The organism is Chryseobacterium sp. C-71 (assembly GCF_020911865.1).
Taxonomy (GTDB): Bacteria; Bacteroidota; Bacteroidia; order Flavobacteriales; family Weeksellaceae; genus Chryseobacterium.
Map to the genome: position 1 here is coordinate 4,015,541 of NZ_CP087131.1, position 26,719 is coordinate 4,042,259.

Consider the following 26,719-nt stretch of genomic DNA (forward strand, 5'->3'; position numbering starts at 1 on the left):
CGCAAATTAGAATTATTTGTGTTTATATTAATATTTTAAACAAATCAACCATGATCCACACTTACGTTACCATATCCATTGCGGTCTTATTGTCTGTAATGATCCTCGTGATGATAGGGCAGAAGCTGAAAGTAGCTTACCCTATTTTTCTGGTGATTGCCGGATTGATCATCAGTCTTGTACCGGGAATGCCACACATAGAAATCGAGCCGGATTTGGTTTTTCTGATCTTCCTGCCACCCATCTTATTTGAAGCCGCATGGTTTACCTCGTGGCAAGATTTTCATAAATGGCGAAAACAAATCTTTTCAATGGCTTTCGGATTGGTATTTCTGACCTCAGTGGTTGTTGCTTATCTTTCATCTTCCATAATTCCTGGCTTGACTGTAGCGATGGGATTTTTGTTAGGTGGAGTCAACTCTCCTCCAGATGCGGTTGCGGCAACTTCTGTTTTGAAGCACATGAAAATTCCAAAGAAGATCACCAGTATTTTGGAAGGTGAAAGTTTGATTAATGATGCATCGAGTTTAATTGTATTTAAATTTGCCTTAGCTGCGGTGATTTCCGGACAGTTCATCTGGAGAGATGCGATAGGTGATTTCTTCATTATGGCAGTGGGCGGTATCGCAATTGGAATTGCGTTTGGATTCCTTTTCGGATTTTTTCTTAGGTTAATTCCTTCCAACTCAAATATTGATACAGTAATTACATTGATAGTGCCTTACATCATGTATGTCGGTGCAGAGCATTTTCATTTTTCCGGGGTCTTAGCTGTTGTAGCAGGCGGATTACTGATGTCATACAATTCGCATTGCTATCTTAGTCATACCTCAAGAATTCAGTCCGGCAATGTCTGGAGTGTCCTCATTTTCCTGATGAATACCATTATCTTCATCTTAATTGGTCTTGAATTACCGATTGTAGTCGCTGCAATGAAAGACTACACCATTTCAGAAGGAATATTTTATAGTATTGTCATTGGTGGGGCAATTATTTTAACAAGATTGCTGTACAGTTATTCTATTATGTATTTTCCGTGGTTTTTATCTAAAAAATTAAGGTCAGAAAATCCAAAACCCGATTGGCGAGAACCGTTTATCATTAGTTTTGCAGCAATGCGGGGAGTAGTTTCATTAGCTGCAGCCCTTTCTATTCCTGCATTTTTGCCAAACGGAGAGGCGTTCCCGCATCGTAATATTATTTTATTCGTGACTTTCGTGATAATTTTGATAACTTTAGTAGGGCAAGGTTTGATGTTGACTCCAATTTTAAAATTTTTAAAAGTTGATGATGCCGGAAGCGAATTGCCGGAAGAAAAACAGGAAGCAATTTTACTGAAAAAATTAAAAGAGACAGCACTTCAGAAATTGACTACAGATTTTTCTGAATTATCTGAAAGCAATAGTCTCGTGAGACATCAAATTTACAAGCTGGAAAATGAAATGAAATTAATTGCTGACAAAGCACAATGCATGGGCTCTGCAGTAGATTATGCTAGTGCAATGAACGAAAATAAAGATGTTTTGAGGCAGGTTATTCAGGCGCAGAGAAACGAACTTCACCGCATGAAGCGGGATAAAATATTCGACGACCATGTGATGAGAACGATTGAAATGCAGCTGGATTTTGATGAAGCTAAAATTACAGGATTTAGTCACTCTTAAATCATTGTTTGTTTTCAGAATTTGGCTAAATTATATTGATTTAATTTGAAAAAATCTAATTGAACTTTGCGTTAAAATAAAAGTTTGGACAAAAACTCATTAAAAAACATTCACATGGAAAATTCAATCATTATCAAAAAGAAAATCAACGCGCCCATTGAAAGAGTTTGGAAAGCATTGACTGATAAAAACGAATTGCCATCATGGTATTTTGATGTTGCAGATTTTGAAGCCGAAGTCGGAAAGTCTTTTAATTTTTATGAGCCGGGTGAAGAAAAAAAATATCTTCATACGATTGAGATCATTGAAGCTATTTCAAACCAAAAATTGAAACACTCGTGGTTTTATCCCACTTTTTCTAATGAAAAAACTTTTGTGACTTGGAATTTGGAGTCTGATGCAAACGGAACTTTTGTGACATTAACTCATGAAGGAACTGAAAAGTTGAAAGATTTAGGTGAAGGATTTGCTAAAGAGAGTTTTACCCAAGGCTGGAACGAAATTATCGGACAAAGCCTTAAATTATATCTGGAAAATTAATAGCGAAATCGCCAAAATTATTTTGATTGATAATACAAATGAATTAAGGCGATAACATTGCTTTAAAAAAATATAATGATTTAAATATGAAATTTCATTCTCTGATGCCCATTATCTGGACCAAAAATTTGGAGGAATCTATCGGATTTTACACTCATATTTTAGGTTTTTCGCTCGTTGATGCCAACATCGAAGCGCATTGGGCTTTTTTGATGAAAAACAAGGTGCAGATTATGCTCACTTTGCCTAATGAGCATGGAACTGCCAATAATATATGCTTTTCGGGTTCTTTTTATTTTAATATTGATGATGTAGATGAACTTTGGAAAGATTTGAATACCATCACAAAAATTTGCTATAAAATAGAGACTTTTGATTGGGGAATGCGTGAGTTTGCAATCTTTGACAACAACGGATATATATTACAATTTGGGCAAGCTGTCGACGAAATTAGTAAAGAGGAATAAATTTTGCTATTTTTGGAGAAATATTTTTAGAAATTAGAATGAAAAATAAAATAATTACAGGTTTCGCAGCTCTTTTACTGTTTGTATCTTGTAAAAATGACGAAAAAATACTTAATTCATTAGTAGATTATAATAACTCGATGGAGGCAAAAGGGTATCATTTTGGTGATAAACTTGATCTTCCAAAAGAAGTTTTAGATAACGCAGAAGCCATCAGTATTAGTTTTGGAGACAAAGAAACTTCAAACCTAATGGTAGATTCTAAATATTTTACCCTCGGAGACAACGCGGTTACTTTTAATATCAAAACAAAAGGTGGTGAAACTTTATACCAAGATGCTACAATCAATGTGTACAGCAAAAGTCCTGAGCAGAGTTTAAACTATGAAGTTGTTGCAGAATATCCGCACAATCCGGCAAATTTTGTACAGGGTTTCCAAATTGACGGAACGACGATTTACGAAAGTGAAGGGCAGTATGGCTCATCAAGATTAATCACTTATAAAATTGGCGATACACTTCCTATCAAAGAAACCAAGCAGGCAGAAGATATTTTCTCTGAGGGAAGTACCATCGCAGGAGATAAAATCTATCAACTGACGTGGAAAAACAAAAAAGGATTATCTTATGATAAAAGTACATTAAAATTGCTTTCAGAATTTCCTTATCCGGACATGATGGTAGAAGGTTGGGGATTAACGTATGACGGTAAAAATCTGATTGCTTCAGACGGTACAAAAAATCTATATTTCCTGAATCCTAGTGACCCTTCAAAGATTGTGAGATACATTTCGGTAGCCGGAAACAGCTCAGTTTACGACCAATTAAACGAATTGGAGTTTTACAAAGGATTTATCTATGCCAACGTTTGGCATAAGCCTATTATTTTAAAAATCAATCCTGCTAACGGCGAAGTTGTAGGTAAGTTTGATTTCACTAAATTGGCAGAACCATTCACTGAAGCAGACAGCGAAAATGTATTAAACGGAATCGCTTTCAAAGGTGATAATATGGTAGTTACGGGCAAAAAATGGTCAAAAATTTATGAAGTTGCGATTAAATAATTTTAAATTATTCTCAATTTCTTTTAAATAAAATAAAGTATGTAAATTGGTAGCGTTCCTTTGGAGCGCTATCGTTGGTAAAAAAGTTTTTTTGAAAATATTCACAGCCTTATTCATCTTCGTTTTCTGTACATTTTCTGCACAGAGAGTTCTTCCTTTTGATACACTCAGAATCAAAGAAGTACGAGATTTATTTGCTGATGATTATGGAAATATTTATCTCTACAAAAACAAAGATTTTAGTTTTACAAAATACGATTCGGTAGGGAAGCAGCTCGGAAAAATGATGTTCACGGTTCCGTTCCGGGTTCAGGGTGTACAAAATCCTTTAAGTATTGCCCTTTTTTCTGAAAATGCTCAGGAAATGAAATTTGTGGATCAGAATTTAAATGAAATTCAAAAAATAGATTTCAAACAGAAATTTACCTTTATCAAACATGCTTACGCAGAAGATCTGCAGCAAATCTGGCTTTTGGATGAAAGCACAAAAAGGCTTTTACAATATAATTTCCGAAATGACACAACCATCAATTCATATCCTTTTGATGCAAGTTTTGATGATCTCATTGATCTTTTGGTGTACGAAAACAAGGTCTATATTTTAACAAAAAATCAATTCAGAATTTATAATTTAAAATTTGAAAAACTTTATGAAGCTCCTGTTGAAAATGGCAAAAGATTGAGGAGAGAAAATGAGTTTGTTTTAATTGTGGCTCAAAATTCTGTTTTTAAATATATTCCGGAAAAAGAAATAGTCAAAATATTTGAAGATCCCGATGTACAAATTGTGGAAAAAAATTCGCTCGCTTATTTTGAAATCAAAGGTAACAAACTTTATCTTTACAACCTGGAAAACCAAAAGGATTCTAAAAAACAAACAGTTCCTGAAACTCCGAAAAACGATACGGAGAAAACAGTGGATGAATTGATGAAAGAGCAGTCTGAACAACCAGATATGATCAAACTTTTAGAAGAAATTCAGGAATTGGGTTTTTAAAGAAGATAAAGTTTAAAAATAAATAGAAGAAGGAATATGCACATTGCAGTTACAGGAAATATTGGAGCAGGAAAGACCACGCTGACGACGATGTTGGCAAAGCATTATGGCTGGGACGCGCAGTTTGAGGATGTAGATCACAATCCTTATCTGGAAGATTTTTACGCAGATATGAGCAAGTGGAGTTTTGCACTTCAGGTTTATTTTTTGGGAAGCAGATTCCGTCAGGTAAAAGAAATCAGAGACAGCGGAAAAAACATCATTCAGGATCGTACGATTTACGAAGATGCCCATATTTTTGCGGAAAATTTGAATGACATGAAGCTTTTGTCAGACAGAGATTATAAAAACTATTCATCTCTTTTTGATTTGATGAAAACCTTTGTTTCAGCTCCGGATTTGTTGATTTATCTGAAATCTGATGTCCCCAACTTAGTAAAGAAAATTTACAAGCGAGGAAGAGAATATGAAGCTTCAATCAGCATCGAATATCTTTCTAAACTAAATCAGAAATATGAAAAATGGATTACGAACTATACTGAAGGGAAACTACTCATTATAGAAGTTGATGATCTTGATTTCGTAGAAAAGCCTGAAGATTTCGGATTGATTTTAGAAAAAATAGAAACAGAATTGAATGGTTTGTTTTAACCTTAAATTCATATTAAATAACAATTACTTGTCTTTTTTGGTTCTAAATTTGTTTTACACCTGAAAGATTTAAATTAAATAAAAAAATGTTGGTAAAAGTTCTTCATAACGGAAATTGCTCAAAATCAAATGCCGTACTCGAGTATTTGGACGAAAACGGAGTTCCGTTTGAAATCATCAACATTATAGAAGATCCTCTGAGTGTTCTGGAACTGAAAACGGTTTTAAAAAAACTGAATGAAAATGTTTCTCACATCATCAGAAAAGAAGAAAAATTGTATTTAGAAAAATACGCCGGAAAAGATTTTACAGAAGATGAATGGCTGCAGATTTTGTCAGAAAATCCATCTCTAATACAAAGACCGATTCTTATTAAAGGTTCTATAGCTATGCTTGGAAGACCTGTGGAGAATGTGAAATTTTTTATTGAGCAGTAAATCTATTAACAATTATCATAAAAAAGTCAGCGATTGCTGACTTTCTTGTTTTATAATAAGATAACACCTTCTATTCTGGCGACTTCTTTATAAATTCTCACCACCTGATCTGCATCCAAAACAAATGCGTTGATATTGCAGGCTGTGTACTTACCATTTTTGCTTTCTCGGTTACCCAAAGTAAATTTGATCCCGTCAAAAACCTTATATATTTCTGTAAGCTTTGCATCATCAGTCGGAATAATAAATTTAAAGAGATAATCTTCAGGAAAATCGTGGTGACCTTCTAGTTTTTCCTTTAATGATATGTAAAATTCTTCAGGATTTGCGTGCTGATTTCCTTGTAATATGTCCATTATTTCTACTTATTTATATAAATATAGCGAAAATTTACTTATTTTCCAAGAGGTCCTAAAAGCGAAGCAGAATTTTGCTTCTCGTGATCTTCAATGATGTTGAATAATCCGTTCACAATCTGCTCAGAAGCCAACATGCTCAATCCGCCCGCATTGACGTTATTGTTATTATTTCCGCCGCCCAACAGACTTCCTAAAAGATTGCTTCCCGATAACGCAGTATTGATGGTTTTTACAATCCCGTATTTATTCAGTTCCTGCTCAACTTTTGGAGCGATTGCCGCAACGAGCTGTTGAGAAGTTTTTTCCTTTAAAATTAAAGTAGCTGTTCCTTTCTCACCCTGGATAATTCTTGTCACATCCTGAGCATTTAAGCTGTTCACGGCATTTTCAAGAATAGGTCTTGAGATATTCACAGTGTAAACTGCCGCATCAGCAATATATTCTCTCTCTTTGGCAACCAATGCCGGAGCGATTTTTTCTAAAGTAGTATTAATATCACGGAGTTGCTTTGGCAATGCTTTATCAACCAGATTATTTTGAAGAAATGCTTCTTTGTTGCCATAGATATTCATTCCTTTATTAATGCCGCCTAATAAAACTCTTTTAATCACTGCTAACCCTAAATCTGAAGTTGCCAATGTAGAGCAAGACTGTAAACTTGTATTGATCACTACACCTGTTCCTAAAATCAATGCAATGGCTATAATATATTTTTTCATTTTCAATTTTTTTTTAACCTTGTCAAATACTGCACCAAAGGTAAAGACAATTGTGTGTTTAACAAAAATTTACCACATTTTAATCGAAGTTTTCAAATACAATGAATATTACATAAATGATAATTTTTTAATTCAAAAATTTAAGATTGCATTAAAATGAGACATTAAAAGCGTTTTTTGGTTATTTTTTGCAGTAAAAATCACTTTGCTTCAATGTGAAATATTCACTTATATTAAAATATAATTTTATAAAATATATTAAAATTTAATTTATTTTAACATATTTCATAATTTAAGCATCAATTAATAAATTTTTTAACTAAATTTAACATCATTTGATATTTTTTATATTTTTGAAAAAATCATCTTATGCAAAATGAAGATAATACCAAAAGGCGATTTTACACATTTGATTTATACAAGATAAAATTAAACTATATGAAACAAACTAATTTAAAGTACTCTTGTCTGATTGCTGTTCTCTACTTCGGTATGAACGTCAACGGACAGGTTACTCCTCAAGACACTCTTCCGAAAGAGCAAAAAATCGAGGAGGTTGTTATGATTGGATATGGAACTGCGAAGAAAAGAGATCTTACAGGATCTATATCAAGAGTTGAAGGAGGTGAAGTTGCGGACAAGCCCGCATCAAATCCATTGAACTCGTTGCAAGGTAAAGTTGCGGGTCTTTCAGTTGTTAATTCAGGACAACCTGGTTCACAAGCAGATGTTAGAATTAGAGGTACAGTAACAATTAACGGTGTAAATCCAGTTTATATCGTTGATGGTGTATTTGCTAATAACATAGATTTTTTAAATCCAGCTGACATTGAATCTATGGAAATTTTAAAAGATCCATCTTCACTGGCAATCTTTGGTAGTAGAGGTGCAAATGGTGCTATTATTGTAACCACCAAGAGGGGGAAAACAGGTAGAACTTCAGTAAATCTAACATCATCAATAGGTATTAAATCATTAGATAACAGACCAAATGTTACTAATGCAGCAGGTTTTAAAACTCTTTATAATGAGGATTTAGCAAATCAAGGTTTAGCTCCATACAACCAGTTTAATATTTTCAATGCTGACACAAACTGGGTAGATGTAATCCGTCAGAAAGGAGGAATTATCCAACAGCACAATGTGACAATCTCAAACGGAAGTGACAAAAATAGAGTGAGTTTTTCTTTTGGTTACCAACAAGAAGAAGGATCAATAAAATATGAAAATTACGAGAGGTTAACCATGAAATTCAATGATGATCTGAAGATAACAAATGGTCTGCGTGCTGGATTTGGTTTTACGGGGTCGTATGGTAAATTACCACAACTTAGAAGTTTTGGTTCTTCTTTAAATGCAACACCTGTAGTGTCACCTACTAATTTAATTTCGGGTGAATTTTACGGATTGTATAATTCATTACCACAACAAATTGGTGCTGCACAAATTGGTAATCCTTTAGCTTTAGTCGAGGGACACAGATATACACAATTAAATAAAGATTTTCAATTTAACCCAAATGCTTATTTTGAATTTGATTTCGCTAAACACTTTACATTTAGATCAAATTACTTTTTGACTTACAGAAACGGAACGGGTAGAGGATATGAACCTGTATTTAATATTTATATACCAGAATCTAACACAGTTTCTCCGTATTCTGGAAGACTTCTGTCAACAGTTAACCAATTTGAAAATCGTGATATTTCATTCCAACAAAACCAATTGTTGACTTATAAAAATAGATTTGGAGATCATGACCTAACTTTGATGGCTGGATTTGAAACAATCAATCGTGAATATTCTAGTATGTCGGGCAATGCTAAAAGTAGTTTGTCGAACCCTTTAGGTCAAATGCCGAATAATTCTAGATTTTGGTATTTAAATTCTGATTACGTAGATCCAATAACGAAAGAGGTCAATACAAGCCAATACAGCCAAAGACAAGTATCTTATTTTGGTCGTATGCTATACAGTTATAACAACAAATATATGTTAAATGCTTCTTTACGTAATGATGGTTCATCAATGTTAGCTCCAGGAAATAGATTTGATTGGTTTTGGTCTGTAGGTGCTGCTTGGGAGGTTACCAGAGAGAATTTTATGAAAGATAATGGTGTGGTTGATTATTTGAAAATAAAAGGATCATACGGAGATTTAGGAAACCAGTTTACACCATATAGTTATTTTGGTTATCCTGTATATGTAGAAGGAGGTACTGGAGTATTTAATGGCAATCTTTATCCAGCATTTGTTAAACAATATGAGGAGGCAACGGATTTAACATGGGAACATTTAAAATCTTATGAATTTGGATTTGAATCAATGTTTCTTAACAAAAAATTATCATTAGAAGCTGCTTATTATAATAAAAGAACGGACAATTTACTTAATTATGTACCGGGAAATCCAAACTTCTTCATGAATTCTGGATCAATAGAAGCTAAAGGATTTGAATTTACAGCAGGATGGAAAGACAATCTAGGAGAAAATTTCAGCTACTATATAAATGGAAATTTAGCCACTACAGAAACAAAAGTGCTTAACACATTTGAAGACGGATATCAAGCTTTTTATGGACCAGCAATCTATAAAGCAGGATTACCAGTTGGAGCTTTTTATGGTTATGTTGTAGATGGTTTGTATCAATCATATGCTGATATCTTAGGCTCTCCTGCATCAACGATAGGGGATGTTGCACCAGGTGACTTTAAATATCAAGATGTGAATGGTGATGGAAAAATAACTCCAGATGATCGTACCATGATTGGTGATCCTACACCAGATTTTACATATGGATTTAGTTTAGGTGCTGATTATAAAGGATTTTTTCTAAATGCTGATTTTTATGGTGTATATGGAAATGAAGTTTTCAGAGATTGGGGCAATGGTAATTCATTTGCGCCATTTAATTACAGAGAAGAGAGATTAGATAGATGGACTGGTGCAGGTACATCAAATTGGGAACCTAGAAGTTATTCCGGATCTGCTTACAACAGAGAGAACTCTACCTACATGATTGAGGATGGAAGTTTTTTTAGAATCAGAAATGTTCAAATAGGTTATAATTTTGATAAAGAATTAGTTTCTCGTTATAAACTACAAGGCTTAAAAGTATACTTTAACGTACAGAATCTTAAAACTTGGGATAATGTAAATGGTTTTACACCTGAGTTTGGAGGTAGTGCAACGCAATTTGGTGTTAATACGAGTGGTTATCCAAATCCGCGAATAGTTAGTTTTGGTATTAATGCGAATTTTTAAAATTAAAAAAATGAAATTAAATTATAAAAAAATATTATTAGCAGGTTTTCTTTCTGCAGCTGCGCTATCGTTTAATAGCTGTGGCGATGAATGGTTAGATGAAAGACCTTTAGGAAGGCCAGTTGGTGAAGAAGTCCCAATTGGTGGTTTTGAATCTCTTGCTTTTGGTTTGTATGCTAGTTTAAGAACTGAAGGTGGCGTAAGTGATTTTTCTTATGTTTGGACGCACTGTATAAGAGCAGATGACAATGAAAAAGGGAGTACAGTTACTGATGGAGCAACAGATGGAAATGTTTTTAATAACTTTGGATATGTTGCTACAAATGGAAATATTTTAAGTGATTGGAATGGACACTATAAGATAATTTTTGATTGTAACGAATTAATAAATACTGCTATTGCTTCTGGTGATACTTCTGCAGGTACTCTTACAAATATTGCTGAGGCAAAAGCAATAAGAGCTTTTTGTTACTTTGAGCTTAGAAGAGACTTTGGTGAGATTCCAATTAATCTAAAAACAATTGACATCCCTCAAGATGAAATAGCACCTAAAAGTACGATTGCCCAAGTTGACGCTCAAATCATCAAAGATCTTACAGAAGCTGAAGCATCATTACCAGTGCAATGGACTAGTGCTTATCTAGGTAGAGTTACCAAAGGTATGGCAAACACTTTACTAGCTAAAATTTATTTATACCAAGGTAATTGGTCAAAGGCATTAGAATATTCTGAGTTGGTTATAAATTCAGGAGCTTATATGTTAAATAACTCTTATGACGCAGAATTTACAAAGGCTGGTAATAATTCTAAAGAATCTATTTTTGAAATTCAAAAAGCTTATGATTTTCCAACAAAATACACCAATAATTTTTATGAATCTCAAGGTGTTAGAGGAAGTGGAACTTGGGATTTAGGTTGGGGATTCAATGTTCCTTCAACAGGATTAGTTGCTGCTTATGAAGCTGGTGACATTAGAAAAAATACTACTATTTTAGTTTCTGGTGGACCTGATATTTATAATTCGCCAGGACTTACATTGCCGTCTGTTCCTACAATCGCTCAACAGTATTGGAATGGTAAAGCATATACTTTACCAGCCGAAAGAATTCAATATGCCCAAAACAAAAATCATTGGGAAGATATCAAGATTTTACGTTATTCTGATGTGATTTTGATTGCTGCTGAAGCAGCGAATGAACTTGGTCAAACAGGAAAGGCTGTAACATATATTAATATGATTAGAGGAAGAGCAAATCTTGGAGCAACCTCAGCATCTAACCAAGGTACTTTAAGAACCGCAATCAAACATGAAAGAAGAATTGAGTTTGCAATGGAATTTGAAAGGTTTTATGACTTAGTAAGATGGGGCGATGCTATAACCGTTTTAGCAACACAAGGTTATGCAGATAAAAACAAACATTTTCCTATTCCTCAGCAGGCAATTGATAAAGCTCAGGGAATTTTAGTTCAAAACCCAAATTATTAATTTAACTGAAATGAAAAATATAATTAAAATCTTAGGTGTATTCTCGATAGGAATGTTAATGTTTTCTTGTCAAGATTTAGAGAGACCAGAGCTAGGTGATGATTTTCCTAAAGATGCTAATGCTCCAGGTGGAACATTAAAATTTTATGCAGCATTTGATGGTACTACAAATAATCCATTGATGAATGCTGTTGATAGCATACGTGCAAAATTTCCTTCTGATAATCCTTTATCTTCAATTGATGGAATAAAAGGTAAAGCTTTACAAGGAGCTAAATATAAATATGTTAAATATTCAAGTGGAAATGATTTTGCTCAAAATGCTAAAAGCTTTAGCATATCGGTATGGGCAAAAAAAGGAAACTTAGCAACAGATCATATTTTCAGTTTACCATCTCCGGCAGATTATCATTGGTCTGCAGGATCCATGTTTTTGTTGACAGAAGGTAGTTCTGCAAGTCCAGTTGTTAAGTTTTTTGTTAAAGATTCTGCAGGAGAAAAATGGTTTGAGTGGGTTGGTGCTAACGCAGTCACTGGGTTTTACGATGGTAATTGGCATCATTTAGTTTTTTCTTATGATGCTACAACTTCTAAAATGACATTGTATAAAGACGGTGTTGCTCACAATTTTGTTCCAGAATGGACAGGTCATGGAAATGTAAGTTTAGAACCTTCAAAAATTACAGGATTAAAAATCGGAGCGGGACCACAAGAATTTACTGCAGCACAAATTACTGCAGGAGCAGATGATTGGTTGAAAAATTCTTGGACGGGTGGAATAGATCAATTTAGAATGTACACAGCTGCCTTGACATCTGCTCAAGTGAATGATCTTTTTACAAATAAAAAATAATTTTGAATTTAAAATCAATATTAACAATTACAACTGCCATATTTTTATGTGGCAGTTGTTCTTCTGAAAGTGTCCAAGAGCAGCCCCCAATTGTCGAAACTCCAACTACACCAGTCAACAACTACACCGATACCCAACTCCTCGAAATGGTGCAGAAAGATGCTCTAAAATATTTTTGGGATTATGCCGAAAGCAATTCAAAACTTGCCAGAGAAAGATACCACACCGATAATCCGGGACAAGATGCTAACGTCGTTTCGGCGGGAGGATCTGGTTTTGGATTAATGACAATTCTGGTTGGTGTTAAAAATGGTTATGTTACGAAAGCCGAAGCAGTTTCAAGATTAACGACATCACTCAACTTTCTGCAAAATGCCAACAGATTTCACGGAGCATGGCCACACTGGATGAACGGAAATAACGGACAAGTAATTCCTTTCAGTCAAAAGGATGATGGCGGAGATTTAGTAGAAACAGCATTTCTTGCACAAGGCTTAATTTGTGTTAGAGAATACTTCAAAAGCTCAACCGATTCTGCAGAACTTGCGCTGTCACAAAAAGCAGATATGCTTTTCAAAGGAATAGAATGGAACTGGTATACCAATGGCGAAAATGTTTTACACTGGCATTGGTCACCTAATTATAACTTCGAAATCAATCATGAACTTCGTGGTTTTGATGAAACTTTAATTACTTATGTAATGGCGGCGGCGTCACCTACTTTTACGATAAATAAACCGGTTTATACACAAGGCTGGGCACGCAACGGAAACATTGCATCATCAGGAAGTCTTTATGGAAATCCTCTTGTTGTTGCTCATAATGGTGCGGGAGGAAGCGTTGGGCCAATGTTTTGGTCACACTATTCTTTCTTAGGACTAGATCCAAGAGGTCTTACTGATGATTATGTAAATTATGGAAATGCGACCACCAATCACGCAAAAATTATGTATCAGTATTCAGTAACGAATCCGAAAGGATGGCAGGGATATAATTCTAAAAGTTGGGGGCTTACGGCAAGTTATTCCAGAAATCCAAACAACGGAAGTGACGATTATTACGCTCACCAACCTAATAATGCTGATGATAGAGGGATCATTACACCGACAGCAGCACTTTCAAGCATGCCCTATACACCGACAGAAAGTATGAATATGTTGAGATTTCTTTATAATGAAAATTACAGCAAATACATTGGTGTTGCCGGACCTTATGATGCCTATTCAATACATTACAATTGGGTGACGCCAAGATATTTAGCAATCGATCAAGGAACAATTTCGCCGATGATTGAGAATCATAAGAACCAATTTTTGTGGAATCTTTTTATGAACGCTCCAGATGTGAAACAAGGCTTAATAAAATTAGGATTTCATTCCACACAACACGGATTTTAGCATTGACAATATTTGTAATTCTAAATTAAAATATTTACTTTTATGAGCTTGAGCGGCTTTTTGAAACTTGAACCGGTCTTTTTCAAATAAAACTTTGCGCGCTTTGTGTTCAAAAATGTAGAATAGAAAATAAATCAAGAATTAAATTTCAGCTTTGTCAGAGTTTAAAATCTTTGACAAAGTTTTCAAAAATAAAATTTAATAATGAAAAAATTAGCACTTACAGGAATTGCTGCCTTAGCAGTTATTTCCTGCACAACAACTTTATCAACCACTCAGAACAATTCTCAAAACAAAAATGTTGCCAGCAATATTTCAGATGAGCAGTTGATGGATAAAGTTCAAAAAGATGCTTTAAAATACTTCTGGGATTATGCAGAGCCCAATTCTATGTTGGGAAGAGAGCGTTACCACGAAGACAATATTTATCCTGATAACGATAAACACGTCATCACAACGGGTGGTTCAGGATTCGGTCTTGCAACTATTTTAGTGGGTGTAGAAAGAGGCTTCATTTCACGGAAAGATGCTGTAAAAAGGCTAAATACCATGATGGATTTCCTTGCAAAAGCAGACCGTCACAAAGGAGCCTGGTCGCATTGGATCAATGGAGAAACAGGAACAACAGTTCCTTTCGGAAAGAAAGATAACGGCGGAGATTTAGTAGAAACCGCTTTTTTGACGACAGGAATAATTCAGGTTCGTGAATATTTCAAAAACGGAAATGCCGAAGAAAAAGCATTGGCAAAAAAATGTGACGAACTTTGGAAAGGAATTCAATGGAACTGGTACACCAAAGGCGGCGAAAAAGTTCTATATTGGCATTGGTCACCCAACTACCAATGGGAAATGAATTTTCCGCTTCAAGGTTACAATGAATGTTTGATTACCTACATTCTGGCAGCTTCGTCTCCCACGTATTCCATAGATGCAGAAACCTACTACAAAGGCTGGACGAGAAACGGAACTTACCTTTCAGATAAAGAAAAGTACGGACTTCCGATGTATGTCAAGCACAACGGTGCCGAAGAATATGGTGGTCCTTTATTTTGGGCGCATTATTCCTATATTGGTTTAGATCCTACGAATTTATCAGATAAATTAATCAAGAATTACTTCGACCTAAATAAAAATCAGGTACTTATTGATTACAAATATTGTGTAGAAAACCCAAAAAACTGGAAAGGCTATGGTGAGAACTATTGGGGATTGACAGCAAGTTATTCACGAAATAAAGATGGTGGAGTAGGCTACAATGCACATTTTCCACAAAATGATCATGGGGTAATTACGCCAACCGCTGCTTTGAGCAGTTTTCCGTACACACCAAAAGAATCAATGAATTTTCTGAAATTTATTTATACACAAAAACCGGAATTCATAGGTTCTGCAGGTCCTTACGATGCAACTTCGATTCATTATGACAATTGGACGACACCACGATATTTGGCTATCGACCAGGGAACCATTGCACCAATGATTGAGAATTACCGCACCGGATTTTTATGGAAATTATTCATGAATGCCCCGGAAATCAAGCAGGGATTAAAGAAATTAAACTTTAAATCAGAAAAATATAACATAAAATAAAATTTTAGTTGTTTCCAGTCAGCAAAAAGCAAGAAGCCAACAGCTATGAGCCAATTGCCTTTTAGGAGCTTAATCCCGCTATCCGCTGTATCTTTTTTATTGCAGTCTCCGCTTCGCTGCGTCTGCAACAAAAAAGGATGCCGCTCCTATCGGGGCTAGTGATAAATGACCGCCAAAAGTATAGCTGGCAGCCTGTAATATTTAAAACATTGACAAAGCAAAAAAAAATCAATTTTGTTACGGTCTTTAAATATAAACCCCGAAGGGTTTAACTTATATAGCCGTCGGTGAAACCGACGGAAAAGAGAAAAAGTAAATTCAGAACCCTGAAAGGGTTCAATTTAAATAAATGTCGGTGAAAGAAATCAAACGGCTTTAGTCAAAACTTAAAGAAATATGAATTTTAAATTAAAATATTTACCACTTTTGCTTCTTCCATTTTCTTTGAGCTTACACGCTCAGGAAGTCAAGACGGCTTTTAACAAAGACGTAAAACGAACAGAAAAAATATCCTACATTCTCTATTATCCTCAAAACACAAAAGAAAAAGTTCCTTTAGTTGTTTTTCTGCATGGTTCAGGTGAACGTGGAAATGATTTGGAAAAAGTAAAAGCGCACAGTCCTTTTACCTATAAAAATTTAATCAAAGAGCCGGTTGCAATTTTAGCACCGCAATGTCCGGCAGATACTTGGTGGGACACAGTGACGGTATATCACTTAATCAAAGAAATTCAGGCAAAATACAAAATAGACGACTCCAGAATTTACCTTACCGGACTCTCAATGGGTGGTTGGGGAACGTTAAAATTAGCAATGGAGCATCCCGAAATGTTTGCGGCAGTTGTTTCAGTTTGTGCACCGACTGATCGAGTGATGTACGCCAACATTCATCAGTACAAAAATCTCAACATGAAGATCTTTCACGGCGGAATGGATGATGTCGTTTTACCTGAAAATGCCTTTAATTTTTATCAAAAACTTCATCCCATCAATCCATCAGCAGAATTAACGATTTTCCCAAATGACAACCATAATTCCTGGGATTCTACCTATTCAAATCCAGCTTTGTACGAATGGATGCTGAGTAAAAGAAAAGAGAAGTAATTGATTTTAATTCAATCATTTAAGCAAAATTCTTTTCTAATTTTTTTATTATAGACCTTTGTGGTCTTTGTTAAGTAGAACGCCTTTGCGAACCTTAAAAGCAGTTAGTAGTTAAAGAAAATCTTTGCGAACTTTGCGTTAAAGATATTTCAGATTTAAAAAGAATAATCAGCTAAATTAAAACAAAAAGAAAAATATAATTTAAGAAGATAGATATATGAGAAAGTTAATTGTAATCGCCACTTTGGCACTTGCGCCGATGTTTTCGGCACAGGAAATAGTCACGAAGCCCGTTCAGACTTATCAGACGGCGCAGTATCAGGCAAAGAAAAAAGCTTTTGTTGATGCGCTTTTGGCTAAAATGACTTTAGAAGAAAAAATCGGACAGCTGAATTTACCAAGTTCAGGAGATTTTACTACAGGTCTGGCAAAAAGTTCAGACATTGGAAAAAAAGTAGAGCAAGGACTAGTCGGTGGACTTTTCAATATAAAAGGTGCTGAAAAAATTAAAGCTGTTCAGAAAGTTGCGGTAGAAAACAGCCGTTTGAAGATTCCTTTGATTTTCGGGATGGATGTTATTCATGGATATGAAACAACGTTCCCGATTCCATTAGGATTAGCCGCTTCTTGGGATATGAACTTAGTTCAGCAATCTGCAAGAGTGGCCGCAAGAGAAGCTGCAGCAGACGGGATCAACTGGACGTTCTCTCCGATGGTAGACATTTCACGCGAACCAAGATGGGGAAGGGTTTCTGAAGGTTCTGGTGAAGATCCGTATTTAGGAAGTGAAGTCGCAAAAAATATGGTGTATGGTTACCAAGGAAAGGATTTGGCAAACGGAACCAATATTTTAGCGTGTGTAAAACATTTTGCATTGTACGGAGCTGGTGAAGCCGGTAGAGATTACAATACTGTTGACATGAGCCACGTAAGAATGTTTAACGAATATTTCCCACCTTATAAAGCAGCAGTAGATGCGGGTGTAGCTTCTGTAATGGCTTCTTTTAATGAGGTTGATGGAGTTCCGGCAACTGGAAACAGATGGCTTCAAACAGAGGTTTTAAGAGATCAATGGAAATTCAAAGGTTTTGTGGTTACAGATTACACCGGAATCAACGAAATGGTGGATCACGGAATGGGAGATCTTCAGCAGGTTTCGGCTTTGGCCTTGAAAGCAGGAGTTGATATGGATATGGTTGGTGAAGGTTTTTTAACCACATTAAAAAAATCTTTATCTGAAGGAAAAGTAACACAGGCTGAAATTGATTTAGCAGCAAAAAGAATTCTTGAAGCGAAATATGATTTAGGATTATTCGATAACCCCTACAAACACGGAGATGTTAAATTAGCTGCAAAAGAGGTTTACAACATGGAAAACCGTAATATTGCAAGAAGTGCAGCTGCTCAGTCGATGGTTTTAATGAAAAACGAAAACCAGGTTTTACCTCTGAAAAAATCAGGAACAGTTGCAGTTATCGGCCCGTTGGTGAACAATTCTATGAATATGCCCGGAACCTGGAGCGTTGCTTCAAAACATGCTAATGCAATTAATCTGATGCAGGGTCTTCAGGCTAATTATGGGAAAGACGTAAAATTCCTTTCTGCAAAAGGAGCGAACATTGATTATGATGCTAAATTAGAAGATATTTATGCTGCTCACGGTAAAAAAACCGACAGAGACAACCGTTCAAAGGAAGCTTTATTGAAAGAAGCTGTTGAAGTTGCAAGTAAAGCTGATGTAATTGTTTTAGCCATTGGAGAATCTGCGGAAATGAGCGGAGAATCTTCTTCAAGAACTGAAATTACAATTCCTCAGTCTCAGGTAGATTTGTTAAATGAATTGAAAAAAACAGGCAAGCCAATCGCAGTAGTGCTTTTCACAGGTCGTCCTTTGGCATTAACCAATGTAAAAGACGCTCCTGATGCTATTTTGAATACATGGTTTGCGGGTTCAGAAGCAGGAAATGCTATCGCAGATGTTTTGTTTGGAAAAGTAAATCCTTCAGGAAAGCTACCAATGACATTCCCGAGAAGTCTTGGACAAGTTCCTATTTATTATAATGCTAAAAATACAGGCCGCCCGCTAGATCAGAAACTAGTTGATAAATGTGAGTATCAGAGATTCCGTTCTAATTATATGGATGAGTGTAATACGCCGTTATATCCGTTTGGATACGGTTTGAGTTATACAAAATTCAACTATTCTGATGTGACGGTTTCTAATGCTAATCCAAAAGGAAATCAAACGGTTCAGGCTTCGGTTACAGTAACCAATTCCGGAAATTATGATGGAGCAGAAGTGGTTCAGTTATACATCAGAGACTTGGTAGGAACCATCACAAGACCCGTAAAAGAGTTGAAAGGTTTCCAAAAAGTGATGCTGAAAAAAGGAGAATCTAAAAAAGTAACCTTTGACATCACTCCGGAAAATCTTAAATTCTACAACGGAGATTTAAAATATGATTGGGAAGCCGGAGAATTTGATATCATGATCGGAACCAATTCTGAAGATGTAAAACATTCAAAAATCAATTGGACGAAATAAATTTCACACAAAGCCATTCGAAAGAGTGGCTTTTTTTATCTTAGATAAACTTAAAAACTTTAAATTAATTATGAAAAAATCAATTTTATTCAATGCAATGTTATTGAGCTCTTTAGCATTTGCCCAAAAAGTTGGAGGTGATAAAGATGTTCATGGTTGTAAAGGCTCTGCCGGTTACACATATTCACAAGTGAAAAAAGATTGTGTAAGAGTTTTTGAACAGAAAATTAAACTCACCGAAGTAAAGCCAAAAGGAAGCTCAACTTCTATGACTGCTATAATTTTCAGCAGAGACATGAAGAAGGCAGAAGTATTCCTTCCGGAAGAAAATACAGGAAGTTTAATCTTAACGAGACTTGGAAAAGGGAAAGTCTGGAAGAATGGTAAATATATTTTGGCTCCGTATAAAAAGACGGGTTATCAATTGAAAAAAGATAATGTGGTAATTTACCAATAAGTTAAATTATTCCCCGAAAAACGTTTGGTACAAAAGATATAAATTCAAAATAATAATAACAGCAGTAATAATCCAGACACAGATTTTTAGAAATGGTTTGTTGACGAAATCACCCATTTTTCCTTTGTCACTGGTAAACATAACAAGCGGAACTACGGCAAAACTCAGCTGCATTGATAAAATCACTTGGCTCAAAACCAGCAGGTCTGTTGTTCCTTTTTCACCATAAATAATGGTTACAATCAATGCCGGAATCACGGCGATTAATCGGGTAATAAGTCTTCTAAGCCAAGGTTTTAATCTGATATTTAAGAAACCTTCCATTACAATTTGTCCGGCAAGTGTTCCTGTTAATGTAGAGTTTTGTCCTGAAGCTAAAAGTGCAATCGCAAAAGCAATACTTGCCATTGATGCTCCCAAAATCGGGGTCAGCATCTTGTACGCATCATGAATATCAGCAATATGTTCGTTTCCTGTCGTGTGAAATGTTGCTGCGGCTAAAATTAATATGGCGGCATTAATGAAAAACGCTAATAACAAGGAGACTGTACTGTCTAAGGTTGCGAATTTTATCGCTTCTTTTTTTCCTTCTTTGTCACGGGTATAATCTCTGGTTTGAACGATGCTGCTGTGGAGATATAAATTGTGCGGCATCACGGTTGCTCCTAAAATTCCAATACCAATGTATAGCATTGCGGGATTGGTAATGATTTCTTTTTGAGGAATTAATCCACCTAAAATAGCATTGATTTCTGGCTTAGAAATAATAATTTCATATCCAAAACAGACCAAAATAATAAACATTAATCCTGCGACAATACTTTCTATCCATCGGAAACCTTTTGCCTGAAGCATTAAAATAATCAAAACATCAATTGTGGTAATCACAATTCCCCACGTCAATGGGATTCCAAAAAGTAAATTTAAAGCAATTGCAGAACCGATGACTTCTGCCAAATCGCAGGCGGCAATCGCAATTTCACAAAATACCCAAAGAATAAAATTAGTAGTCGGTTTAAAGTGATCTCTACAAGCCTGAGCCAAATCTCTTTCTGCAACCACACCCAGCTTTACAGATAAATGTTGCAAAACCATCGCAAAAATATTCGAAATTAAAACCACAGAAAGTAAAGTGTATCCGAATTGTGAACCTCCCGCAATATCTGTTGCCCAGTTTCCGGGATCCATGTAACCTACTGCCACCATTAGTCCTGGACCGGCAAATGCCAAATATTTCCGCCAAAAACCAGAACCTTTAGGGATAGAAATTGAGGAAAATACCTCTGGTAATGAGTGTGATGTTTTATCTTTTCGCCAAGCGTTTTTCATATCGAAGTTCATTATTGTTAGAAATGACTAACAAATTTAATTAAATAATTGAAATAGAAGCCGAGTTCACATAAAAAATCCCGAAAAATATTCTTTCGGGATTCAATTTAATATTTAAAATAAGATTATTTTGTAAATCTTACAGCCATTTTTCGGTCAGCAGCTCTTTCTGCATCAGAAGCACTTGCGTCAACAGTAGCGAATTTACTTCCGTAACCGTCCGCTCCTGTAACTTGTGCACCAACGCCTTGTTTAGCCAACCAATCTTTGATGTAAGTCGCTCTTTCTCCTGAAAGTTTTACGTTTGCAGCTTCATTACCCACTTTGTCAGTATATCCACCGATTTTAACTTTGGCATCTGGATAGGCTTTCAAAATAGCAACTAAATTTTCCAGCTGACCTTGAGAGCCTGCTTCCAATTCAGTTGAGCTTCCCATTTTAAAATTAACATGGTCAAAATTATACCAGTTATCTTTTAAAGCTGCGTCGTCAGCTGCACTTGTATAAGATCCACTTTTTAGGAAGTTAATCATATTATCTTCCATTCCTCCTTTGTAACCTTTTAATGCAGTACCGTTCAGATCAATGTTTTCGTCAACTTTATTGGTTGTCATTGTAGTTGCAGTGTCATTTTGCATTGCAGAACTATCTGTCGTAGTATTTAAAGTATCACCTGCAACGGTTGTTGTGGTAGTAGTTTCTTTTTTATCGCATTGCTTCCACAAAAAGTATGATGCAGCAATTAATAACAGTAAGGGTAAAAGCCATTTCCATATTGACCCTCCGTCAGAAGTCGTTGTAGGTCTGTCTGGGAAAGTTCCACCATCAGCAACGCTTCTCGTTACTTCGACTTTTTTCTCTTCATGCTGAGCAGGATTTGGAAGAGGTGTAGTCGGTGTAGTTTTGATGGTGTCGTTATCATTATCAAACTTGTAGCCTTTTGCCCAATCTCCAACATTTAATGATGCCAAAGATAGACCTGCTGGCAATAATGATGAAACAATACCTTTCTGATCATTCAATAAACTTGAAATCCCCGATCGGTCAAGGTTATTATCAGCTGCATACTTTCCTACAGAACCTACAGTGGCTCCGGTTACTAAATTTAGTAAAGAAGCAGATGAATTATTACTGATTCCTGCATAAGTTGCAATAGAATTAACCAAACCGCTCAGTTTATCACCAAAAATTGATGCTAATAAACTTTGTACCCATGTATTTTCTGAAGCCAATCCTAAAAGATTTCCTAAAACTCCCTGAGAAGGAGCACCGGTAATTGCATCTAATACTGCAGGATTGTCTGAATTGTTTGCCAAACCTCCCACAACTGCGGGTAACAAACCTCCGATGGCTTTTGAAATACCAGATTCACTTTCGCCCAATTGCGAAGCAGCTTGCGTTACCAATGCAGAACCAAGCTGTCCTTTAATTAAATCGATGATGTTTAATGACATAATATATTATTTGAGATTAATGTGTTATAAATTTAAACAAAAATCTATCCAAATGTTGATTTCAAAAAAAAAATCTTTAAAAATCACTAGAATTTTTGAAGATTTGTTAATTATAAGTTGTTGAATTTTAGTATGCTTTTGCGTACAAAACACGTCTTTTAGATGGTTTTCCTGAAATCATAGAAACCCCTTCTTCGATATCATCATCCAAGGGAATACAACGTATTGTCGCTTTGGTTTCTTCTTTTATTTGTGCTTCTTCCTCATCAGTTCCGTCCCAATGTGCATAGATGAAACCTCCTTTCTCTTCTAAAACTTTTTTAAATTCTTCATAAGAGTCAACTTTTGTAATGTTGTCTTTTCTGAAATCAAAAGCCTTAGTGTACATATCTTGTTGGATAGTTTTCAATAAATCTTCAATATAAGAATCTAAACCTTCCAACGGACGAGTCTCTTTCGTAAGAGTATCTCTTCTTGCAATCTCAACAGATTTATTTTCTAAATCTCTCTGACCCATTGCGATTCTCAAAGGCACACCTTTCAATTCGTACTCAGCGAATTTCCATCCCGGTTTGTTTTGAGTATCATCATCAAATTTAACCGAAATTCCTTTTAATTTTAATTTACTCTGAATTTCTAAAGCCACTTCGCTAATTTGGTTCAATTGCTCTTCCCCTTTAAAGATTGGAACAATCACAACCTGAATCGGAGCCAAGGTAGGAGGTAAGACCAATCCGAAATCATCAGAATGCGTCATAATCAAAGCACCCATCAAACGGGTTGAAGTTCCCCAAGATGTTGCCCAGGCGTGTTCTATTTTTCCTTCTTTGTTGGTGAATTTTACGTCAAATGCTTTTGCGAAATTCTGTCCCAAGAAGTGAGAAGTACCTGCCTGAAGCGCTTTTCCGTCCTGCATTAATGCTTCAATACAATAAGTGTCATCAGCTCCTGCAAATCTTTCAGAAGGAGTTTTCACACCCATTACAACCGGCATTGCCATGAATTTTTCTGCAAAGTCTGCATACACATTATTCATTTTCACTGCCTCTTCTAAAGCTTCATCTTTTGTAGCGTGAGCAGTATGCCCTTCCTGCCACAAAAACTCAGAAGTTCTTAAAAACAGACGGGTTCTCATTTCCCAACGTACAACATTCGCCCATTGGTTAATCAAAATAGGTAAATCTCTGTAAGACTGAATCCATCCTTTATAAGTATTCCAGATGATTGCCTCAGAAGTAGGACGAACGATTAATTCTTCCTCTAATTTTGCATCCGGATCAACGATCAATTTCCCTGGATTATCGGGATCATTTTTTAAACGGTAATGAGTGACAATTGCACATTCTTTGGCAAAACCTTCTGCATTTTTTTCTTCAGCCTCAAATAAACTTTTGGGAACGAATAGCGGGAAATATGCGTTAACATGACCCGTTTCTTTGAATCTTTTATCCATTTCGTCACGCATCTTCTCCCAGATTGCATATCCGTAAGGTTTAATAACCATAGATCCTCGCACGCCGGAGTTTTCAGCTAAATCTGCTTTTACAACCAATTCATTATACCATTTGCTATAATCTTCGCTTCTTGAGGTTAATTTTGCCATTAATTTTATTTTAATATTTTTAACTTTTCTCTATTATTGTAATCTAAAAATAAAAATCTATTTTTGATAGATATTTGTAACCAATAATTTGGTATATTTTTGGTACAGATTGCAAATATAATTTAAATTAAAAATTTTTACATTATCATGAAAAGAAATATACATAAAAATTTACTTGGCATGCTGAAATCCAAAGGGGTTTTGGCTATCTCAAGTGGCTTGCTATTAATGTCTTGTGGTGCTCAGGTTGGAGGTTACAGTGAGACAGACGGAGTATATTACGATCCGAACAAAGATACTCTACCGGAAGGTGTGATCATCAATGGAGATCAAGGTAACAGAGTAGGAGAATATTATGATTATTACCCACAATCTAGCATTGTAGAAAATTCTCAGATCAATTCCCAAGAATACGACAACAGATATAATGAATGGAGTGATACCAATTACGGTAATGCTACAGATTCTGATTGGGGTAATTTTGCAGGAAGCCAGACCAACGTATACGACAACTCTTGGGGTTGGGGTATGGGAATGGGTTGGGGCTCACCTTGGGGATGGGGCTCATCTTGGGGATGGAATGGCGGCTGGGGCATGGGAATGTCATTCGGTTGGGGTTCTCCTTGGGGATGGAACAACGGTTGGGGCTGGGGCAATCCTTATTGGGGAATGGGCTGGAACAACTGGGGAATGTATAACCCTTACTGGGGCGGATATGGTTACGGAGGCTGGTATGGCGGTGCAGGTTACTGGGGAGGTAATTATTACAGACCATCTTACAGAAGAAGTGGAGCCAACGGCAGAGGATTTACAAATAATACTTCAGGTATCAGTAGATATAATGGAAACACTTCTGGCTTCAGAAATGGAAACAATGGTTCTGGTTTTAGAAACGGCCAAGGTCAGCAGGGATTCAGAAATAATAGCGGAGGTTTTAGACAAGGAACAACCAATGGTGGTTTCAGACAAGGAACTACAAACGGCGGTTTCAGAAATCAATCCGGTATGAGAAACTCTAATGGTCAGCAAAGACCCAATTATAATTACAGACCACAACAACAAACAAGACCAAATTATAATAACCAACAGTCACAGCCAAGATCAAACGATGGCGGTTTCAGATCAGGAGGATTCAACTCTGGAAGTAGCGGAGGCGGATTCAGATCTGGTGGTTCTTCTGGCGGTGGCGGAGGAATGAGATCAGGCGGCGGTGGCGGCGGTTTCAGATCCGGTGGTAGATAATATTGTAAAACTCAATAACTATTAATAAAATAATGTTAAAAAAATCTTTAGTAATAATGAGTATTTCTGCAGCATTTTTTGTGCAGGCTCAGGATATTTCAGTAATCAGAAATTCTATTGATGTATATTCAAATACGCCAATGGTTGGTCCTTCGAAGTTTAATGCAATGGTAGGCTCGAATGGAGCTTTAGGTGGTGACGGTACTTCGCTGATGACTAACCCTGCAGGTATTGGTGTTGCGATTGCTGGTGATGTTTCGGCAACGCTATCGGTAACGAATAATAAAAATACATCTTCACTAGCCGGTTCTTCTTTAAATTATGATATTAATAAAGTTGATATCGGTAATGCCAATGGAGTTGCTGTTTTTCAGTTGATGACAGAAACACCTTGGAAGTTTATTAACGTTGCTGCCAATATTTCTACATCATCTATTGAAAACTATGTGGAATCACCAGGAAACTCAAATGTTTCTATTGCTAAAAATCTTGTTGATTCAGGAGGAAATAACGTTGTGGGAAATATGTCTTATTTAGGTCATGCTTATAATAGATACGGTACGCAAACTAAATTTAATGTGGGTGTCGGTGCAAACTATAACAATTTGTGGTACTTCGGTGCTAGCTTAAATATGCATGGAGTCGACTTGGAGCAGTATGATAGTACTGTATTCGGATTAGATTTAGATAATTCTGTAACCACTTTCGATAAGCAATATACGCCATACTCTGAAAAATCAAGTGGTTTCTCAGGAAGCGTAGGGGTTATCGGAAAATTAAGTAATCAATTCCGATTGGGTGCTTCAATAGAATCGCCTACTTGGTGGTCAGTTGACAGAGTATACAGAGATTATTATGATGGCGGAGACGGAATTTATTATGATAATTTTACTGAAGACAGAACATTCAGATCTCCAATGAAAGCTACATTAAGTGGTGCTTTTGTACCCAGCAAAAATTTTGCTATTAACGTAGACTACACTTTAGGTTTAACAAAGCCAAGATATAAAGTTCAGGGTGTTGCTGAGTCAGAATTAAATACTTTCTTCAGCGATAATTACAAGAATTTATCTGAAGTAAAAGTAGGTGCAGAATACAGAATAAAAGGGTTGAGATTGAGAGGAGGTTATTCTTATGCATCAAGCCCGTTTGATAGTACAACAGTTAGTGCATTTTCAAATACGGGAACTGTTGCAAATACCAACTACAGCAACTTTATTTTAGGAGATAGAAATACGATTGGTGCAGGTATCGGATATGATTTTGGAAAGTTCTACATCGATGCGGCTTATCAAAATATAACTTCAGAATATAAAAATCCATTTTTGGCTGGATATCAATTTGATGATTATAATACAGGATATTACTCAGGAGATTTCGACGTTACGACGCCAAATTCTGTAGTATCTGACGTGAAAAATGTGAGAAATAATTTCTTCCTTACTGTAGGCTGGAAATTCTAATCATTATTTTTCTTAAATATAAAAGGCTTCGAAA

Annotated in this window: 22 protein-coding genes; 17 read left to right on the forward strand and 5 right to left on the reverse strand. The window is 35.8% G+C overall.

Going from position 1 to position 26,719, the window contains the following annotated elements; all coding sequences use genetic code 11:
* The first annotated feature begins 50 nt into the window (after nt 1-50).
* The 7 genes from LNP04_RS18595 (at nt 51) to LNP04_RS18625 (ending at nt 5,820) form a co-directional block, all read left to right on the forward strand.
* Nucleotides 51-1,664, forward strand: coding sequence for a Na+/H+ antiporter (locus LNP04_RS18595; protein ID WP_229984373.1), 1,614 nt, complete (start codon nt 51-53; stop codon nt 1,662-1,664).
* Between the two features lie 114 nt (nt 1,665-1,778).
* On the forward strand, nt 1,779-2,204 hold the full coding sequence (locus LNP04_RS18600) for an SRPBCC domain-containing protein (protein ID WP_229984374.1): 426 nt from the start codon (nt 1,779-1,781) through the stop codon (nt 2,202-2,204).
* A gap of 86 nt (nt 2,205-2,290) precedes the next feature.
* Nucleotides 2,291-2,671, forward strand: coding sequence for a VOC family protein (locus LNP04_RS18605; RefSeq protein ID WP_229984375.1), 381 nt, complete (start codon nt 2,291-2,293; stop codon nt 2,669-2,671).
* 38 nt (nt 2,672-2,709) lie between these two features.
* On the forward strand, nt 2,710-3,735 hold the full coding sequence (locus tag LNP04_RS18610) for a glutaminyl-peptide cyclotransferase (RefSeq protein ID WP_229984376.1): 1,026 nt from the start codon (nt 2,710-2,712) through the stop codon (nt 3,733-3,735).
* A gap of 91 nt (nt 3,736-3,826) precedes the next feature.
* Nucleotides 3,827-4,732: a hypothetical protein gene (locus LNP04_RS18615; protein ID WP_229984378.1), complete on the forward strand. Its 906-nt coding sequence runs from the start codon at nt 3,827-3,829 to the stop codon at nt 4,730-4,732.
* Nucleotides 4,733-4,768: 36 nt separating this feature from the next.
* Nucleotides 4,769-5,383: a deoxynucleoside kinase gene (locus LNP04_RS18620; RefSeq protein WP_229984379.1), complete on the forward strand. Its 615-nt coding sequence runs from the start codon at nt 4,769-4,771 to the stop codon at nt 5,381-5,383.
* An 86-nt stretch (nt 5,384-5,469) separates the two neighbouring features.
* On the forward strand, nt 5,470-5,820 hold the full coding sequence (locus LNP04_RS18625; protein WP_229984381.1) for an ArsC/Spx/MgsR family protein: 351 nt from the start codon (nt 5,470-5,472) through the stop codon (nt 5,818-5,820).
* Between the two features lie 50 nt (nt 5,821-5,870).
* Here the strand turns inward: LNP04_RS18625 and LNP04_RS18630 are convergent, their stop codons facing one another.
* Nucleotides 5,871-6,176 (reverse strand): DUF493 family protein, encoded by a 306-nt coding sequence (locus tag LNP04_RS18630; protein WP_129534254.1) that lies wholly within the window; start codon nt 6,174-6,176, stop codon nt 5,871-5,873.
* A gap of 38 nt (nt 6,177-6,214) precedes the next feature.
* Entirely contained in the window at nt 6,215-6,898 is a 684-nt protein-coding gene (locus tag LNP04_RS18635; RefSeq protein WP_229984382.1) for a DUF4197 family protein, read from the reverse strand.
* A 369-nt stretch (nt 6,899-7,267) separates the two neighbouring features.
* Here LNP04_RS18635 and LNP04_RS18640 point away from each other — a divergent pair, with 369 nt between their 5' ends.
* The 8 genes from LNP04_RS18640 (at nt 7,268) to LNP04_RS18675 (ending at nt 19,594) form a co-directional block, all read left to right on the forward strand.
* Entirely contained in the window at nt 7,268-10,162 is a 2,895-nt protein-coding gene (locus tag LNP04_RS18640) for a SusC/RagA family TonB-linked outer membrane protein (RefSeq protein WP_229984383.1), read from the forward strand.
* A gap of 10 nt (nt 10,163-10,172) precedes the next feature.
* Nucleotides 10,173-11,648, forward strand: a complete 1,476-nt coding sequence (locus LNP04_RS18645; protein WP_229984384.1) for a RagB/SusD family nutrient uptake outer membrane protein — start codon at nt 10,173-10,175, stop codon at nt 11,646-11,648.
* A 10-nt stretch (nt 11,649-11,658) separates the two neighbouring features.
* Nucleotides 11,659-12,501, forward strand: a complete 843-nt coding sequence (locus tag LNP04_RS18650; protein WP_229984385.1) for a LamG domain-containing protein — start codon at nt 11,659-11,661, stop codon at nt 12,499-12,501.
* Nucleotides 12,502-12,503: 2 nt separating this feature from the next.
* Nucleotides 12,504-13,898 carry a glucoamylase family protein gene (locus LNP04_RS18655; protein ID WP_229984386.1) on the forward strand — a complete coding sequence of 465 codons (1,395 nt, stop codon included), beginning with the start codon at nt 12,504-12,506 and terminating at the stop codon, nt 13,896-13,898.
* Nucleotides 13,899-14,102: 204 nt separating this feature from the next.
* On the forward strand, nt 14,103-15,488 hold the full coding sequence (locus tag LNP04_RS18660; protein ID WP_229984387.1) for a glucoamylase family protein: 1,386 nt from the start codon (nt 14,103-14,105) through the stop codon (nt 15,486-15,488).
* Between the two features lie 396 nt (nt 15,489-15,884).
* Entirely contained in the window at nt 15,885-16,592 is a 708-nt protein-coding gene (locus LNP04_RS18665) for a prolyl oligopeptidase family serine peptidase (protein ID WP_229984388.1), read from the forward strand.
* 217 nt (nt 16,593-16,809) lie between these two features.
* On the forward strand, nt 16,810-19,137 hold the full coding sequence (gene bglX, locus LNP04_RS18670) for a beta-glucosidase BglX (RefSeq protein ID WP_229984389.1): 2,328 nt from the start codon (nt 16,810-16,812) through the stop codon (nt 19,135-19,137).
* Nucleotides 19,138-19,207: 70 nt separating this feature from the next.
* Nucleotides 19,208-19,594 (forward strand): hypothetical protein, encoded by a 387-nt coding sequence (locus tag LNP04_RS18675; protein WP_229984390.1) that lies wholly within the window; start codon nt 19,208-19,210, stop codon nt 19,592-19,594.
* A gap of 6 nt (nt 19,595-19,600) precedes the next feature.
* Here the strand turns inward: LNP04_RS18675 and LNP04_RS18680 are convergent, their stop codons facing one another.
* From LNP04_RS18680 to proS, 3 genes are all read right to left on the reverse strand, one after another.
* Nucleotides 19,601-20,935, reverse strand: a complete 1,335-nt coding sequence (locus LNP04_RS18680) for an Nramp family divalent metal transporter (protein WP_229984391.1) — start codon at nt 20,933-20,935, stop codon at nt 19,601-19,603.
* A gap of 113 nt (nt 20,936-21,048) precedes the next feature.
* Entirely contained in the window at nt 21,049-22,377 is a 1,329-nt protein-coding gene (locus LNP04_RS18685; RefSeq protein WP_229984392.1) for an OmpA family protein, read from the reverse strand.
* Nucleotides 22,378-22,504: 127 nt separating this feature from the next.
* On the reverse strand, nt 22,505-23,980 hold the full coding sequence (gene proS, locus LNP04_RS18690; RefSeq protein ID WP_229984393.1) for a proline--tRNA ligase: 1,476 nt from the start codon (nt 23,978-23,980) through the stop codon (nt 22,505-22,507).
* A gap of 147 nt (nt 23,981-24,127) precedes the next feature.
* Between proS and LNP04_RS18695 the strand changes: the two genes are divergently transcribed.
* Nucleotides 24,128-25,222, forward strand: coding sequence for a prolyl-tRNA synthetase (locus tag LNP04_RS18695; RefSeq protein ID WP_229984394.1), 1,095 nt, complete (start codon nt 24,128-24,130; stop codon nt 25,220-25,222).
* Between the two features lie 56 nt (nt 25,223-25,278).
* Complete coding sequence (locus LNP04_RS18700) at nt 25,279-26,685, forward strand: OmpP1/FadL family transporter (protein ID WP_229984395.1); 1,407 nt, start codon at nt 25,279-25,281, stop codon at nt 26,683-26,685.
* Nucleotides 26,686-26,719: the final 34 nt, after the last annotated feature.

Excerpts from the sequence above, each read along its gene's own strand:
- LNP04_RS18595 (WP_229984373.1), top strand. The coding sequence starts at position 51 with ATGATCCACACTTACGTTACCATATCCATTGCGGTCTTATTGTCTGTA.
- LNP04_RS18600 (WP_229984374.1), top strand. The coding sequence starts at position 1,779 with ATGGAAAATTCAATCATTATCAAAAAGAAAATCAACGCGCCCATTGAA.
- LNP04_RS18605 (WP_229984375.1), top strand. The coding sequence starts at position 2,291 with ATGAAATTTCATTCTCTGATGCCCATTATCTGGACCAAAAATTTGGAG.
- LNP04_RS18610 (WP_229984376.1), top strand. The coding sequence starts at position 2,710 with ATGAAAAATAAAATAATTACAGGTTTCGCAGCTCTTTTACTGTTTGTA.
- LNP04_RS18620 (WP_229984379.1), top strand. The coding sequence starts at position 4,769 with ATGCACATTGCAGTTACAGGAAATATTGGAGCAGGAAAGACCACGCTG.
- LNP04_RS18625 (WP_229984381.1), top strand. The coding sequence starts at position 5,470 with ATGTTGGTAAAAGTTCTTCATAACGGAAATTGCTCAAAATCAAATGCC.
- LNP04_RS18630 (WP_129534254.1), bottom strand. The coding sequence starts at position 6,176 with ATGGACATATTACAAGGAAATCAGCACGCAAATCCTGAAGAATTTTAC.
- LNP04_RS18635 (WP_229984382.1), bottom strand. The coding sequence starts at position 6,898 with ATGAAAAAATATATTATAGCCATTGCATTGATTTTAGGAACAGGTGTA.
- LNP04_RS18640 (WP_229984383.1), top strand. The coding sequence starts at position 7,268 with ATGCAAAATGAAGATAATACCAAAAGGCGATTTTACACATTTGATTTA.
- LNP04_RS18645 (WP_229984384.1), top strand. The coding sequence starts at position 10,173 with ATGAAATTAAATTATAAAAAAATATTATTAGCAGGTTTTCTTTCTGCA.
- LNP04_RS18650 (WP_229984385.1), top strand. The coding sequence starts at position 11,659 with ATGAAAAATATAATTAAAATCTTAGGTGTATTCTCGATAGGAATGTTA.
- LNP04_RS18660 (WP_229984387.1), top strand. The coding sequence starts at position 14,103 with ATGAAAAAATTAGCACTTACAGGAATTGCTGCCTTAGCAGTTATTTCC.
- LNP04_RS18665 (WP_229984388.1), top strand. The coding sequence starts at position 15,885 with ATGAATTTTAAATTAAAATATTTACCACTTTTGCTTCTTCCATTTTCT.
- bglX (WP_229984389.1), top strand. The coding sequence starts at position 16,810 with ATGAGAAAGTTAATTGTAATCGCCACTTTGGCACTTGCGCCGATGTTT.
- LNP04_RS18675 (WP_229984390.1), top strand. The coding sequence starts at position 19,208 with ATGAAAAAATCAATTTTATTCAATGCAATGTTATTGAGCTCTTTAGCA.
- LNP04_RS18680 (WP_229984391.1), bottom strand. The coding sequence starts at position 20,935 with ATGAACTTCGATATGAAAAACGCTTGGCGAAAAGATAAAACATCACAC.
- LNP04_RS18685 (WP_229984392.1), bottom strand. The coding sequence starts at position 22,377 with ATGTCATTAAACATCATCGATTTAATTAAAGGACAGCTTGGTTCTGCA.
- proS (WP_229984393.1), bottom strand. The coding sequence starts at position 23,980 with ATGGCAAAATTAACCTCAAGAAGCGAAGATTATAGCAAATGGTATAAT.
- LNP04_RS18695 (WP_229984394.1), top strand. The coding sequence starts at position 24,128 with ATGAAAAGAAATATACATAAAAATTTACTTGGCATGCTGAAATCCAAA.
- LNP04_RS18700 (WP_229984395.1), top strand. The coding sequence starts at position 25,279 with ATGAGTATTTCTGCAGCATTTTTTGTGCAGGCTCAGGATATTTCAGTA.